The following is a 14356-nucleotide window of genomic DNA, read 5'->3' as shown; positions in this document are numbered from 1 at the left end:
TGAGCAGCATGATCACAGGCCTGAAAATCAACGAGCAACGCAAGCAAATGTATTATGAGAAGGGGTATTGGGGGAAGGATACCGCTCTTGACGCATGGAACAATGCGGTTAAGAACTACGGCGAGCGCGAATATGTGGCAGACGATCAGGGGCGTCGTTACACGTATGCTGAAGTAAATGACAAAGCGTCGCGCCTGGCTTCGTGGCTCAAGGAAATCGGCATCGAGGTGGGCGATGTCGTTACCATCCAGTTCCCGAACTGGGCAGAGTTCACCGTCGCCTATGTGGCTATTCTCAAAGTGGGCGCCGTTATCCATCCTGTACCTAAGAATTACAATGACGCCGACCTGATCTACATCATGAATCTGGTCAGCTCCAAGGCATTCATCTGCCCGACGTATTTCCATCACACGGATTACGAGCAGCAAGCCATCGACGCCATGAAGGAATGCGCAAGCGTCAAGGCTATCGCCGTGTGCGACAAGTTCGAACCCGCGCGTTACGGCACCATCTCCCTGTCGACGATCTGCGCAACCCACGAACCGCTTCAGGAAAAGCCGGAGGTTTCCTCGGACGACGTCGTTGTCATCCTGTCCACCTCGGGCACCACGGGCAAGCCTAAGGCCGCGCTGCTGACCCATAACAACATGCTGTATTCCGAGCGCATCTTCTCTCAGGAAGCGCATCGCGGTCCGGACGATGTCATGTTCGACTGCTCGCCGCTCAACCATGCCGTGGGCTTCTGGCATGGCCTTATCGCGCCGATGCTGACGGGCGGGCGCAGCGTTTTGATGCAGCAGTTCTCCCCGCGCGAGGCCATCGAGCTTATGAACCGCGAGGGCTGCACCTGGACCATGGCCTCCACGCCGTTTATCTACGATATCCTGAAGTGCATCGAATTCGACAACGGCCCGCAGCTCGAAACGCTCAACCTGTGGCTGTGCGGCGGCGCCCCGGTGCCGGCACGCCTGGTGAAATGCGCGAAGCGACATGGCGTGGACCTGTGCGAGGTATACGGCTCCACGGAAAGCTGCCCGCATGTCTTCGTTCCGATCGACAAGTGCGTGGAATGGAAGGGCGACTGGTCCGGCATCCCCTACCCCGGCATCGAGATCAAGTGCATCGACGACAACGGCAACGAAGTGCCTGCTGGCGTGCAGGGCGAAGAGCTGTCCACCGGTCCGCACCTGTTCGTAGGCTACCTGAACGAGCCCGAGCGCACCGACCGCGCGCTCGACGATGACGGCTGGTTCCACAGCGGCGACCTTGGCTACATCGACGAGGAGGGCCGCCTGCGCATCAACGGCCGCAAGAAGGAGATCATCATCCGCGGCGGCGAGAACCTGAGCGCACGCGAGATCGATGACGACCTGGTGGAGTGCCCGGGCCTTCTTGAGACGGCCACCATCGGCATGCCCGACGAGCGCCTCGGTGAGCGCATCTGCACGTTCGCCGTCGCACGCGACGAGCACGAGCCCACGCTGAAGGAGATCACCGATTACCTGGAGTCCCAGCACGTTCAGAAGCGCCTGTGGCCCGAGCGTATCGAGTACATCCCCGAGATCCCCAAGACGCCCATGGGCAAGGTGAAGCGTTTCGAGCTTGCCGAGATCCTCAAGGAGCGTATGGCCAACGATCCGAAATAACACCTGATCAGCAGATCACCTAAAGAAGGACCGCAGATGCGGTCCTTCTTTTATGCTGCAAGACGAAAAAGGCGCCGGACAACCGGCGCCTAAGCTGCGATCTGGTATCGAGCGATTAACCCTGACGGTATTCGGCGTCGAGGTTCTTCGCGATGGTCATGCGCTGGATCTGGTTGGTGCCCTCGAAGATCTGGAACACCTTCGAGTCGCGCATGAGCTTCTCAACAGGGTAATCCTTGCTGAAACCGTAGCCGCCGAAGACCTGTACGGCGTTGGAGGTGACTTCCTGCATGGAATCGGTGACGAACGTCTTCACGATGGCGCCCTCGCCGCGGACCAGGTCGCCCTTGTCCATCAAGCGCATGCAGTTGTTCACCATGACGCGGGACGCCTCGGTTTTGATGGCCATATCGGCGAGCAGGGACTGCACCATCTGGAAGTCGATGAGGCGCTTGCCAAACTGCTTGCGCTGCTGAGCGTAAGCCACGGCCTCATCGAGCGCGCGCTGCATGATGCCGACGCCTAAGGTGGAGATGAAGGCACGGGAGAGGTTCAGGGCGTTCAGCGCGATGCTCATGCCTTCCCCAGGCTGGCCGATGACGGCGCTTTTCGGAACGCGGACGTTGTCCATGATGACCTCGGTGGTGTCCGAGAGCCTGAATCCCATCTTGTTCTCATGGGCGCCGGCGGACAAGCCGGGCGTGTCGCGATCGACCAGGAATGCCGTGATGCCATGACCGCGCGCCTCGGGGTCGGTCTTGGCGAAGATCACGTAGATGGAGGCGATGGAGCCGTTGGTGATGAAGGTCTTGGTGCCGTTGAGCACGTACTCATCGCCATCGAGCACGGCGGTGGACTTCATGCCGGCAACGTCGGACCCGGCATTGGCCTCGGTGAGGCAGAAGGCGGCGAAACCGTTGTCGATAGTCTTATCGACAAAGTGCTGAGCCTGTTCAGGCGTGCCCTTCAGATGGATGTTGCGGAATGCGACGAAGTTCGTCACGAAGGTGTCGGCGTATGCGGCATCGACCTTTGCAAGCTCCTCGAACATCATGGCACAGGTTTCGTAATCAAGGCCGAGGCCACCGAACTCCTCGGGGATCTCGACCAAGTGCAGGCCAAGGTCGAAGCCGTACTTCCAAAGCTCGTCAGGGGTTTTGCCCGCCTCATCCGCTGCGGCGACGTGCGGCTTGATCTGGTTTTCAGCCACATCGCGAACAGCTTTGATGAGCTCTTTCTGCTCCTCCGTGTACAGTAGTGCCATGTGCCTTCTCCTTTCGTAACGCGTGCAATCGGGATGAATGTGCGCTTATCGCATGATGAAAAAGGGCTCGTGCCGTCTGCAGGCAAACGAGCACGAGCCCTTTGTCATTCTTCTAGTGTTCCTCGAGCAACCCTGTGTCGTAGGCAAACCTCAACTGCGCGTTGACGCTGCGTCGAGCACCTTGCATAAGGCTGGAATCGACGTCGTTGTACAGGGTTTCCACCAGCACGTCGGCGCGAGCGGGAATGCCGGAACGAACCGCGGACACAACCTGGTTCAGGCGCATCATGCGATGCGCACGCGCACGGGTGATGCGGTCTGCGGGGTCCTCGATATACGGGCCATGCCCGGTTAGGAACAGCTCGACATCGTGTTCCTCGACGAAACGGGCAAGTGAATCGAGGCTGTTCATGTATGCGGCCAAAATGCCATCCGGCCAGCAAATCATCGTCGAGCTTTGACGGAAGATCATGTCACCTGTCAAAACGAACTTGCCCTGCGCAACGTAAATTCCCACCGAATCGCTGGAATGCCCCGGCAACGGAACGACCTCAAGATCGACGCCGATGCCGTTGACGTTCAGACGACCAGGCGGAAGCAAGCCGTCGGCCTGCTTCAATACCGGCGCGCCGCTCAAAAGCGACAGGCTGCGCGCACCGCCGGAATGGTCCGCGTGACCGTGCGTTGCGATAATAGCGGCGATCTTCTTCCCCGCTTTGGCTACATAATCGAGCACATCTTGAAGGTGATCCGCATCATCGGGACCCGGATCGACGACCACGCACGCCGGTGCATCCGCAGCCCCGACGATCCATGTGTTCGTGCCGATATAGGTAAGCGGCGAGGGGTTGTTCGCGAGAATGCAGAACGCATACTCCCCGACCTGTCCGCCGCGCCATGGGTTCGTTGCAGTCATCAGCCAATCACGCTCCTAAACACTAACGAGCCGTCAGCCCTGCGAGCCGGCGAAGGGTGCACATGGATGGTGCTGTTCCGCTCGCATGCTTGCGCCACGTTCTCCGAAGCCGCCAAATCGCATAAGTTCGAGACCGTTGGCGGCATGATCAACAGCTTCCCGTTTCTCTGCTGGTCCAAAAGCCACGAAGGTTCCGCCCAGCCCGTCTTCACCGCTTCGGTGGTACGTCCGTCTGCGACTTGGCCTTGCGGCATGCGCGCCCTAAAGAAGAACGTGCTGTAACGACGTCGTTCGCTTGGCGGCGTCACCCAATGCGCGCACGCATGGAGCAGATCCGTCCAGAGCACGGCGCCGATATCCTCGAGCATCTGCCCAAACGAAAGCGCATGCTCGGAGAGCTGCGCCCTGGCCTGTCGAAGCTCCGGGCTTTTCATGGGGTCGTCGAAATCGGCGCCATCCGCCCTTCGGGCGAGCAGCACTCCCGTCTCCTCGAATACCTCGCGCGCCGCGGTGACCAAGGCCCTTCGAGCCGTTTGATCATCGCATCCCATCAACGAAGCCCATTCGGAAACGCTTGGGCCCTCCCAGGGGATATCGTGCGCATCGTCGACCGGGTCGAAGCTGCCGCCCGGGAACACGACCGCATCGGGAACGAAGGCCATCGTGGAGGCACGCTGCTGCATGAACACCTGAAAGCCCTGCGAGGCCGTCGTCTTATCGCGAAGCAACATGACGGTCGAGGAGAGACGCGGCTTCGCCGCATCATCCTCGCCGGCATCGCGCCGTTCGAGATATGCGGCGACGCCATCGCGCAATTTGGGTGGAACGGCATACTCAAGGCAAGCGCCCGAGGAGAGGATGTCGGTGATTCCGAGAATGCGAGGCTCATCCATGATCACTGCACCTGCGCTAACAGTTCCGCGATATCGTAAACCTTCGTCTCGCTGTCGCATGCGGCCATACCATCGCTGAGCATGGTCAGGCAGAACGGGCACGACGTGGCAACCTGGTCGCATGCGGTGTCAAGCGCCTGCTTGGCACGCTCATCCCCCATGCGCTTGCCGGAGGCATCCTCAAGCCACATACGGCCACCGCCCGCACCGCAGCAGAAGCTCTTCTCATGCGAGCGCTCGAACTCGACGACATGACCGCCCGCTGCGCTGACAACCGCACGAGGAGCCTCGTATTCGTCCTGATAACGGCCAAGGTAGCAGGAATCGTGCACTGCGATCTTCGTGCCGTCGGGAGCCGAACATTGCAGCTTTCCCTCCCGTACGAGCTCGGCGAGAAGCTGGGAGTGATGGATGACCTCGAAATGCCCGCCAAGCTGAGGGTAATCGCGCGACAGGGCCTGCATGCAGTGCGGGCACTGCACGATGATCTTCTTCACGCCATACGCCTGCAACGTGGCGATGTTCTCCTGCGCAAGCATGTAATACACGAACTCGTTGCCCAGACGGCGAGCCGAGTCGCCGCAGCACTTCTCCTCGTTTCCGAGGATGGCGAAATCGACGCCGGCCTTCTTCAACAGGCCCACGAGCGCGATGGAAACCTTGCGGCTGCGGGCGTCAAAGGCGCCGGAGCAGCCCGGCCAGTACAGATACTCGGCATCGGGATGCTCGGCTAGCGTGGGGATGTCCAAGCCTTCCGCCCACTTCGAGCGCGTCTGCCACCCCAGGCCCCAAGGATTGCCGTTGTTCTCAAGGTTGCGGAACGTGGCCTGGGCCTCGGAAGGGAATGCGCTTTCCATGGACACCTGATAGGTGCGCATCTTGACGATCTTCGGGGCATGCTCGACCAAGGTGGGACATGCCGCCATGCATGCACCGCAGGTCGTGCAATCCCATATCGACTGGGTATTCACCGCATCGCCGACAAGCGTGCGATCCATGGTGGATTGCTGCTGCTCATCGAACGCATAGGGCTCGCCGCTGCTGGCGATGTACACGCCCATCTCATCGCGCTTCGCACCTTCATGCTGCGCTTTCCACACGATGGGCCCGCGGATCTCCAGCTCGCTGCGCAAGGATTGCACCATGTTCTTCGGGGAAAGGTCCTTGCCGGTATTGAATGCGGGGCACACGTCCTCGCAACGTCCGCAACGGATGCACGCCTCGGCATCGAGCAGATCCTTCCAGGTGAAGTCCTCAAGTTGACCCACGCCCATAGTGGTGAGGTTCTCATCTTCGACGTTGATATAGGGAAGCGTGCCCTTCGGCTCGAGCGAGCGGCACCAGACATCTGCCGGCATGAGCAGCACGTGAACGAGCTTCGAATACATCCAATACGCGATGAGCGCGAAAGCCATGCCCATATGGCTCCACCAGATGATCTGATGGGTAAGCGAGATCTGCTCGGGGGTGAAGTTGGCGAAGAGCATGGCAACCATGTTGCCGATAGGCGACCATGCGCGCCACGGGTCGTCCGTGCCGACGATGCGAAGGCCCTCGACCGCAAAACCGCTCAAGCCGATGACGAGCAGCAGCACGAGCACGATGATGTCGCCGGGCTTCGTATCGAGCTTCTTGTTCACGATGCGCCTTATGATGCAGGCGACCATGGCGATGCAGAACGCCAAACCGGCAAGATCGACGGCAAGCGCCATGAAGTACAGGTAGAAATCACCGTAGATAAGCTGAAAGCCCAGGTCGAACTGCGCCGCCGTGACAACCGTGGCGATGAGCATGATGATCATGCCGACATACATTCCAAGGTGCATAACGCCCGCACCGGGTTTCTTCAGGACGCGAAGCTGCAAAAGCGCGTCGGCGATCATGCCCTTCGCGCGGACCTTCCAATCGCTCGTTCGATCAACCGGGGCGCCGATCGACATAAGGCGCCAACGCTTCACCAGGAAGTAGATGCAGAAACCGAGCGCAACCAGGAAGAGCAGATACATTACCCAGGTAAGGGAATGATCGATGTTCCACATGACCTCACGTGTTGCTGTGTCTTCCATAATGCCTTCCTTGGTTGCGGTCGATGAATCACAAGCGGGTTCTTGCGCGCTCGCCTATGCTTGCAGCATGTCGCGAAGCTGCTGCGTCAGCAGCGGCACGGCCTCGAACAGGTCGGCCACGATGCCGTAGTCTGCCTGGGCGAAGATCTCGGCCTCGGGATCTTTGTTGATGGCGACGATGTACTTCGATGCGGAGATTCCCGCCATATGCTGGATGGAGCCGGAGATGCCGCACGCGATGTAGAGCGAGGGGGCAACGGTCTTGCCGGTCTGGCCCACCTGATACTGCGCATCGATCCAGCCCTCGTCGATCGCCGGACGGGACGCGCCGACGGCAGCGCCCAGGACGTCGGCAAGCTCCTCGAGCACCTTGAAGCCCTCGGCGCCCTTCACGCCGCGACCGCCGGAAACCACGATGTCGGCTTCGGACAGATCGACGCGCTCGGAGACGGAGCGGATAACGTCGCAGAGCACGCGGGCAGCCGCTTGAGGGGTTGCGGCGAACGTGCTGATGCCGGCGGTGCGGCCCTCTAGCGGCTCGGCGGCCTCGAATGCCTTCGGTCGGATGGTGGCGATGGCGGTAGCGGCGGCGCTTGCGGGACGGACCTGCTCGATGACCTTGCCGGAATACGGAAGGCGCGTGAAGACGGGGGCGCCATCGAAGGCGACGTCGACGACATCGCCGACATACGCAGCGTTGAGCTTCTGGGCCAACGCAGGCGCAACGGAGCGCGCAAACGCGCCATCGGCGAACAAGACCACGCTCGGAGACTGCTCCTGCGCCAGTTGCGCGACGGCGCCGCTCACCTCGGCGGGACGGCCCGCTTCATCGCCAGCCGTTTCGATGACGACGACGCTATCGGCACCGCAGGCGCCGAGCTTGTCGGCGTTGTCCTTCGCGCCTTCGCCCCACACAAGCGCGCTGACCTGCTGGCCAGCAGCATCGGCAAGCGTGCGTGCGGCGGTGATCATCTCATAGGCGACACCGCGAAGCTCACCGCTGCCTGCCTCTATGCAAACCCAAATACCGGACATGAGGACGACCTTCCTCTCGTTGATCGCTGATACGAACGAAAATCGATGAAAAGAGCTACTCTAGAGAACCTTGGCCTCGCTGCGAAGCAGGCGAGCCGTTTCCGCAACCGCATCGGCGACGGTCTCGCCCTCGACGATGCGCCCGCCGCTACGCGCGCCCTTGAGCTCGCGACCCACGACCTCGATCGCAGCCGGCGTGGAAACCTCGGCGGCTTTGCGCTCGATGGGCTTGCGACGTGCCTGCATGACGTCGCGAACAGAGGGATAACGGGGCTCGGCCAAGCCCTGCTGCGCCCCGATGATGACGGGGAGCTGGTACTCGCACACCTCGAAGCCGTCGTCGACCTCGCAAGAAGCCTTCACGCCGGAATCGGTTGCCTCAAGGCTTGTGACCATGTTGGCGAAGGGAATGCCCAGGATTGCCGAGATTCGACCCATGACCTGCGCGCTTGCGGTGTCACCGGACGTCCAGCCGCCCATGATCACGTCGGCTCCCATATCCTTCAAAGATGCGGCAAGCACCTCGGCGCACTGCGCGGCGTCGACGGCGCGCCAGGAATCGTCTTCCACCAGAACGGCTTTATCGGCGCCCATGGCAAGCGCATGGCGGATGGCGGACGTGCAGCCATCGTCGCCATAGCACAGGACGGTCACTTCCCCGCCGAGCTGCTCTTTGAGCTGAACGGCCTTCTCGACGGCGAACTCGCCATAGGGATCGATGATCTGGGTACGGCCTTCGGTCAGCACGTTACCGTCGTCACCGAGCTCGATGAGAGCCTCCGTGTCCATGACCTGTTTGACGCAAACTACGATGTTCATTACACCCTCCTTGCATGGCTTATGTGGCTAGCACAAATGGCGCGTACAATTCAAAACCATCATATCCAAGGTATTGACCGAGTAAAACGGATACATATTGCAGCTTGTGTAGTTAGCTTAGGAAAATCCTCATGTTCCTATCGGACATATCTATGAATATCATCCATATCTGCAGGTGGACCGCTATTCCTTGCAGAATTTGTTTCGCAGCGCGACTTTGACGCAATCCGGAACAAGCCCATCAAGCGACCCTCCCATCGAGGCGATTTCGCGCACGATGGACGAGGACAGGTACATATATTGAGGAGGCGACATGATGAACGTGGTTTCAAGCTCCTGATCAAGCTGATAATTCATCGCGGTCATCTGGAATTCGTATTCGAAATCGGTTATGGCCCGAAGCCCCTTGATCACCACTTCCGCATCCATGCGGCGCGCGAAATCGACGAGCAGCTCATCGAACGGCTCCACGCGAACGTTGGGGATATGGGAAACGGCCTGCTTCACAAGGGAAACGCGCTCATCAAGGTCGAACAGCGGGTGCTTTTTATCCGATGCGGCAACCGCGACGATGACCTCGTCCATGATGCGCGACGCACGCGTGATGACGTCCATATGACCGCTGGTGATCGGATCGAACGTACCGGGCGTAAGCGCTCGTTTCACCATCGTGATCCCTCCGCTCTGGCTATTTCAAACGAAAGTAAAGAAGAGAGGTTGCGAATCGATATCCGACGCAACCTGTGTCGGATCCCCTAAAATCCTATGAATATTATACGTTCTGGCAGTCGGTCGAAACATGCACATATATTGACATCTGTCCCATATATTGTTGAGATAAGCGATAGATATACCCAATATTTTGCAATCGTTGAGATATCATTCGGGCAATCTTGTTACCATAGACCATATAGCGTATTACCATTTCTACTGAAAGAGGCAGTAATGGCTGTCCAAGCTCACCAGATCCAGGAAATCGATTGCAAGATCGATACGTTAGACGACCAAACGGTCGCCGCGTTTCTCGACGACTCGGTAAAAGATAACCCTGATGTGCTGTCCCGCATCGCCCCCATTGCAGCACGCTGCTGCGAATCCCTGCATCCGCGCGGAGTGTACAAGGTGTTCAACCCGGCCATCTGCACCCTTCCGCCCGACTATACCGAGCCCGGCATCAAACTGGTGGGCACCATGGCCGTGCTGCATGGCGAAGCGGTATACGAGCGCATGCGTCGCGCGAACCACTGCGTTATGGTGGCGGTAAGCGTCGACACCACCGAGAACATCCAGGCGCTGCGCGTGCTTCTGGTTCACGACACGGACGATTTCGCGGCGTTCGAGGCATGCCTGCAGGCGATGGGCGGACGCGCGGAGGAGATCATCACCGACGCCATCAACGAAGAAGCCCATTCCCTGGGACTGCATATCGACAACCTGCTGCAGGCCGGCGAAAGCGACTTCCCGCTTGATTCCAACACGCAGCTTTTGTTCTACACGCAAGCCGAACGGCGCCTGGGATTCGCATGCGAGGATGACGGCTCCCTGAACTCTGAGAATGCCACGCTCGGCGTCATCGGAATGTACGATGCCTCGCAGCGCGGCCGAAAACGCGCCTGCGCGCGCTGCCGCAACCGTGATTTCTGCAGCATCCGCGCTATCGGCATGAACTGCCACGGCCGTCGCGGCAAGTTCAAGAAATCCGAGACCGAGGAGAAGAAAACGGCGTAAGAAGAACGCTCGTTTGCGCAGATCATCAAGCCCCCGGCGTGTCACGCCGGGGGTTTTTTCGCATGCCGAAACAGGTATCCCCCGCCATCATCATCGCGGCGCAAAGCTGGAAGCGGTTTGCGAGGGCAAAAGGCTTACGAGGTTCGACAGCCTGCCGAATACACCTTGAAGATCGCGCGGGTAGCAGGCGGTCGCATGCCCAACGACGAGGTCGGGTTCCGCAGCAAAACCGTATAGCAAGATCCATAACGGCAAAAAGACCCCGGTGCATTCGCACCAGGGTCTTTATAGGTTGGCAAGCTGTTCAGCTTACGCAGCCGATAAGCAACAAGGCTTACGCGGCTTTACAGGGTCCACAGATGCTCGGGATCCTCGACGCCCTTAGCGTACTCCTTGAGGATGCCACGGCCGGAGATGTGCACCATGATCTCGACGGTGCCGCCACCGATCTGGAAGCCACGGCAGTCGAGCATGAGGCGGGACACGCGGGTCTCATCGGTGAAGCCGAGGCCGCCCATGAGCTGCAGAGCGCGGGAGCAGCAGTCGGTCAGGCCCGGAGCACCGTAGCGCTTCAGCATAGCGGCGTCGTTGTTGACCGGAATGCCGTTGTCCAGCTTCCAGCAGGTACGATACAGGAAGTTACGGGTGTTGGTGAGCTCGATCTGCATCTCAACGATGTGCTCCTGCACCAGCTGGAAGGTCTTGATGCCCTTGCCGAACTGCTGACGATCGTTAACCCAAGCGCAAGCATCCTCCATAGCAGCCTGAGCCTCGCCGAGCAGCTCTGCCAGAAGCACGCAGCGCTCCCACTCGAAGTTCTTCATCAGCTGATAGAAGCCCTTGCCCTTGATGCCGAGCAGCTGGTCCTCGTCAACGACGACGTCGTCAAAGTGGATCATGGAGAAGGGCATGATCTGCATGCCGATCTTGTTCAGCGGCTCGATGGTGACGCCCTTGGCATCGGAGGGAACCAGATACATGGACATGTTCTTGTTCTCGCGAGCCGGATCCTCGTCCTTGCACACGACGATGAAGCCGCCAGCGGTCTCACCAGAGGTAACCCAGGTCTTGGTGCCGTTGATGTGAATCTTGCCATCCTCGCCCTTGGTGGCGGTGGTGGTCATGCCCTGGTTGTCAGAGCCGGCGCCGGGCTCGGAGATGGCCAGGCAGTACGGCGGGTAGCCGTTCTCCTTGTAGTAGTCGATAGCGTACTTGACCTGCTCGGGGTTGCCGAACTCGCACATGTCGAACATGATCAGCAGGTTGGGAGCCATGGGGATGTTGCCGCCGCAGTGGTTCAGCTCCTCGATGATCATCGCCATCGTCTGATGATCGACCGGCTTTCCACCGTACTCCTCGGGCAGGCCATACAGACCCCAGCCCTCGTCAACCCAGGACTTAGCGATCTCGGGGGCGATACCACGGTTCTTGTAACCGGCAGCGATTGCCTCCTCGGTGAGGTGCTTCTTGCCCCACTCACGAATGCCGCGCTTGATCTCAAGTTGTTCCGGGGTGTAGCTGTAATCCATTTTTCCTCCTTAAGGAAACTAACTGGGAACTACTTACCTACCTTTATTCAAAACACTTGCGTGTCTGAACCAAAAGTGATGAAGTGGGGCGCCGCCGAAGCGGTTGCACGGGACGCCCCGTTATTGCGATTCGAGACGGTTGCGATTGCGCGCATCTCGGGAAAAGCTTTAGATGGACATTGCCACTTCGTAGCCGCCCTTGACAGCCTCGAGCGTACGGTAAACCTTGCCAGCAGGCGTGGTTGCGTCGCCGATGAGATGCGTGTTGGGGATGACGGCCTTGATCTGATCGTACAGATCAGTGTTGCCCTCGACGCCCAGGGAGGTCAGAACGGTGTCGCACTCGAGCAGCTGGGTCTCGCCGGTCTCGACGTTCTGGACCTTAGCACCCTTCTTGGTAACCTCGACCAGCTTGGTCAGCGGCATGAGCTTGACGCCCTTGGACTTGACCAGGTTGATGGTCGGGTTCTTGTCGATGATGCCGATGCCGTTGCCGAGCTTCTTGGCTTCCTCGATGACCGTGATCTCACGGTTCTCGCACATGGCCTCGGCAACCTCCAGGCCGGCGAAGCCGCCGCCGACGACCACGACGCGCTTGCCCACGATAGCGGTGGGACCGGACGCCATGTTCAGACCGAAGCGCATGAACTCGACGGTGCCGCCCTGAGCCTTGATGGCTGCAACGGCTGCCTTCCACAGCATGCCCTTGCCCTCGGGAACCTTGCCGGCGCACATGGCCTTGATGTCCTCGGACTTGACGACGTTCTTGCCGTTGATGCCGGGCACATCCAGAGCGATGATTCCGCCACCAGGGGAAACGATGACCTCATCAGGATTGAGGGCCTTCACAGCCGCAGCATCGACCTGCGTGTTGAGCTTGAGCTCGATGTTGGGATGAAGCTTGATCTCCTCGTTCCAGTACTTCACCAAAGGCTCGATCTTGGCGTTGAGGACCTGAGCCATGTTCAGCAGACCGCCGACGCGATCGGACTTGTCGATCAGCGTGACCTTGTGGCCGCGGATAGCTGCGACGCGGGCAGCCTCGCAACCGCCAGGGCCGGCGCCGATGACGACGACGTGCTTCTGCTTCTCGGCCGGGTGCTGCTCGGGAGTGCCGACCTTGACGCCCTCCCACACATGGGCGTTGACGGAGCACTGGCACGGCTTACCGATGAAGATGTTGTCCAGGCAGCGAGAGCACACGATGCAAGGACGAACCTGCTCGGGATGACCGGCGGCAACCTTCTTGGCGGTGTCCGGGTCGGCGATGAACTGACGGCCCATGCCGACAGCGTCGCCGTAGCCCTCGTTCACGATCTTGTCGCACATGTCGAGCGTGTTGATACGGGTGCCGGGGAAGACGGGCTTGTTGGTGACCGTCTTGACCTGCTTGGCCAGATCGATGAACTCGCCCTCGGGCACGATCTGGTTTGCAACCGGGCGCGGAGCCTCATGGAAGCCGGCCTGGACGGACCATGCATCGACGCCGTGCTTCTCGATGATCGGCACGAGCTCGAGGGTATCCTCGATGCGGTTGCCGCCGGGCATGAGGTCGTTGGCGGAGATGCGGATGAGGATCGGCATGTCAGCGCCGCAGGTCTCATGGATCTTGTCGATGATCTCGGTCAGGAAGCGAGCGCGATTCTCGGCAGATCCGCCGTACTCGTCGGTACGATGGTTGGAGTACTTGGACAGGAAGCGCATGACCATGTAGCCGATGCCTGCGTGGATCTCGATGATGTCGATGCCGGCATCCTTGCAGCGCTTGGCTGCTGCGCCGTACTGGTCGACCACGATCGCGATCTCTTCCTTGGTGTACTCACGCTCGGGCATGCCGACGAACGGGCCGCTCATGACGTCCTTGGAAGGAGCATAGGACAGCAGCGGATCGTCGCCGGTGGCGCGCCACTCGTAGCAGAGCTGCAACTGAGCGGCAACCTTGGAGCCATGTGCATGGCACACATCGGCAACGCGCTTGAAGCCCGGGATGAACTCATCGTCCCAGATGCCGCAAGCACCGGTGGTGGTGTGATACTTCGGCGTGGTGTTGAAGCAGTCGCACACATAGGCAGAACCGATTTCAACAAGGCCGACACCGCCCTCAGCGCGCTTCTCGTAGAAGTCCACCAAGTCGTCGGTGACATGGTAGTTGTCCACCTTCTCGATGGTCATCGGCAGCATAACGAAGCGATTCTTCAGCTCCACATTGCCGATCTTGAGGGGCTCCAGAAGTTTCTGGTACTTTGCCACAGCACAGCTCCTTTCCGAATGATGCTTGTGAGCGTTGAAGGCGGGATGCTCTCGTCTGAGAAAGGCGTTATCTCAAACTTGATTGTTTGGCGATAACGTTGTTACCCATTTCAACAAGTTTCGGCCATCGGGGTTCTTCCAAAGGCCTTCTCGTTACCTTCTGCTGCTATTCTACGAAGTGAAATTTGCGAGTGCGATGGACAGATTCAC

Annotated in this window: 11 protein-coding genes; 2 read left to right on the top strand and 9 right to left on the bottom strand. The window is 59.6% G+C overall.

Annotated elements, in window-relative coordinates; all coding sequences use genetic code 11:
* Positions 1–8: 8 nt before the first annotated feature.
* The gene (fadK, locus tag Q0D52_RS04885; RefSeq protein ID WP_294380556.1) at positions 9–1646 is read left to right on the top strand and encodes a medium-chain fatty-acid--CoA ligase; all 1638 of its coding nucleotides are present in this window, start codon (positions 9–11) and stop codon (positions 1644–1646) included.
* Between the two features lie 115 nt (positions 1647–1761).
* On the opposite strand, the gene Q0D52_RS04880 is transcribed toward fadK, so the two are convergent.
* The 7 genes from Q0D52_RS04880 to coaD form a co-directional block, all read right to left on the bottom strand.
* Positions 1762–2910 carry an acyl-CoA dehydrogenase family protein gene (locus tag Q0D52_RS04880; protein WP_294380553.1) on the bottom strand — a complete coding sequence of 383 codons (1149 nt, stop codon included), beginning with the start codon at positions 2908–2910 and terminating at the stop codon, positions 1762–1764.
* Between the two features lie 112 nt (positions 2911–3022).
* On the bottom strand, positions 3023–3826 hold the full coding sequence (locus Q0D52_RS04875) for an MBL fold metallo-hydrolase (RefSeq protein ID WP_294380551.1): 804 nt from the start codon (positions 3824–3826) through the stop codon (positions 3023–3025).
* Entirely contained in the window at positions 3826–4719 is an 894-nt protein-coding gene (locus tag Q0D52_RS04870; protein ID WP_294380549.1) for a hypothetical protein, read from the bottom strand. The genes Q0D52_RS04875 and Q0D52_RS04870 overlap by 1 nt, the downstream gene beginning before the upstream one ends.
* 2 nt (positions 4720–4721) lie before the next feature.
* On the bottom strand, positions 4722–6785 hold the full coding sequence (locus tag Q0D52_RS04865; RefSeq protein ID WP_294380547.1) for a heterodisulfide reductase-related iron-sulfur binding cluster: 2064 nt from the start codon (positions 6783–6785) through the stop codon (positions 4722–4724).
* 54 nt (positions 6786–6839) lie between these two features.
* On the bottom strand, positions 6840–7820 hold the full coding sequence (locus tag Q0D52_RS04860) for an electron transfer flavoprotein subunit alpha/FixB family protein (protein ID WP_294380545.1): 981 nt from the start codon (positions 7818–7820) through the stop codon (positions 6840–6842).
* A 60-nt stretch (positions 7821–7880) separates the two neighbouring features.
* Positions 7881–8639, bottom strand: coding sequence for an electron transfer flavoprotein subunit beta/FixA family protein (locus Q0D52_RS04855; protein WP_294380542.1), 759 nt, complete (start codon positions 8637–8639; stop codon positions 7881–7883).
* Between the two features lie 183 nt (positions 8640–8822).
* Positions 8823–9308 (bottom strand): pantetheine-phosphate adenylyltransferase, encoded by a 486-nt coding sequence (coaD, locus tag Q0D52_RS04850; protein ID WP_294380539.1) that lies wholly within the window; start codon positions 9306–9308, stop codon positions 8823–8825.
* A 276-nt stretch (positions 9309–9584) separates the two neighbouring features.
* On the opposite strand from coaD, the gene Q0D52_RS04845 reads away from it, so the two are divergent.
* Complete coding sequence (locus Q0D52_RS04845) at positions 9585–10367, top strand: hypothetical protein (RefSeq protein WP_294380536.1); 783 nt, start codon at positions 9585–9587, stop codon at positions 10365–10367.
* A gap of 344 nt (positions 10368–10711) precedes the next feature.
* Here Q0D52_RS04845 and Q0D52_RS04840 read toward each other — a convergent pair whose 3' ends face one another.
* Positions 10712–11896 carry an acyl-CoA dehydrogenase family protein gene (locus Q0D52_RS04840; protein WP_294362079.1) on the bottom strand — a complete coding sequence of 395 codons (1185 nt, stop codon included), beginning with the start codon at positions 11894–11896 and terminating at the stop codon, positions 10712–10714.
* A gap of 168 nt (positions 11897–12064) precedes the next feature.
* Positions 12065–14146: an FAD-dependent oxidoreductase gene (locus tag Q0D52_RS04835; RefSeq protein WP_294362078.1), complete on the bottom strand. Its 2082-nt coding sequence runs from the start codon at positions 14144–14146 to the stop codon at positions 12065–12067.
* Positions 14147–14356: the final 210 nt, after the last annotated feature.

The sequence above is a fragment of the uncultured Senegalimassilia sp. genome (assembly GCF_934630535.1).
Lineage (GTDB): Bacteria > Actinomycetota > Coriobacteriia > Coriobacteriales > Eggerthellaceae > Senegalimassilia.
The sequence above is the reverse complement of the archived record's forward strand: the minus strand, read 5'-3'. Positions and strand labels throughout refer to the sequence as shown.